General features: G+C 40.8%; 1 protein-coding gene. It reads right to left on the bottom strand.

What is annotated here, in order from left to right; translation table 11 throughout:
- Positions 1 to 52: 52 nt before the first annotated feature.
- Positions 53 to 745: hypothetical protein (locus OKC27_RS22785; RefSeq protein ID WP_270806757.1), on the bottom strand; the 693-nt coding region annotated here is incomplete at its 5' end.

Genomic DNA, 745 nt, shown 5'->3' with positions numbered 1-745 from the left:
AAGCAGAGAAAATCGATACAGAACAGGACCTTGGAAGGAGTTTTAAAGGGACTCAACGCTTAAGGTCCTGTATATGAAGACGTAATAAATAGAATGAATCTCGCACGGCCGCATTATGTTTATCCAATCTTAATTCTTCAAAAAATGCTGCACACTCAAGCAGATGTTTTTCATTAAAGTTGATCATGTTGCCAGATTCGTCGCATATTTTTCCCCAAGAGCGACTTTCGACAATCAGACCTTCAGCTCGATTAGAGAATAACTGGTAGCGCTCATTGCGACGTGTAAAACCGAGCATGCGATCTGCTAGCAAAGCCCCCAAAGTTACGACGGAAAAAATACTCAAACCTAACGATAAAGCATGGGGGTGGGAGATAATCCAAGAAAAACCGGAGATCAGCACACTAAATATCAGCAGTAATGTAATTGGCTTCTCCCAGTGTTCGGTCCAAATTTTGTGAAAATTTTTATTTTCAGAATTGCTTTCGTTGTTGATTTCAGCTCCTGCTTGTTTACCATATTTTTCGACAAACAACGTCCAAGGTAAAAAACCTCGCAACAGTAATAACACTACGCTGCCAATCAAAATATGGTCGCGAAAGCCCTTGTCAAACAGTATCAAGCTATGGAAAAAATCTTCAATCTTTCCGCTAAACGTATTATTCATCTCTAAATAACTGATCCCAATAGTGCTACACCTTCGCTGTGCCATAGCCATTCCCCGGGAAAGGAGACACGGTATCCA

This window comes from Aeromonas sp. QDB62, from assembly GCF_027705695.1.
Taxonomy (GTDB): Bacteria; Pseudomonadota; Gammaproteobacteria; order Enterobacterales; family Aeromonadaceae; genus Aeromonas; species Aeromonas allosaccharophila.
Note: the sequence above shows the minus strand (reverse complement) of the source record. Positions and strands in the feature narration are given on the sequence as shown.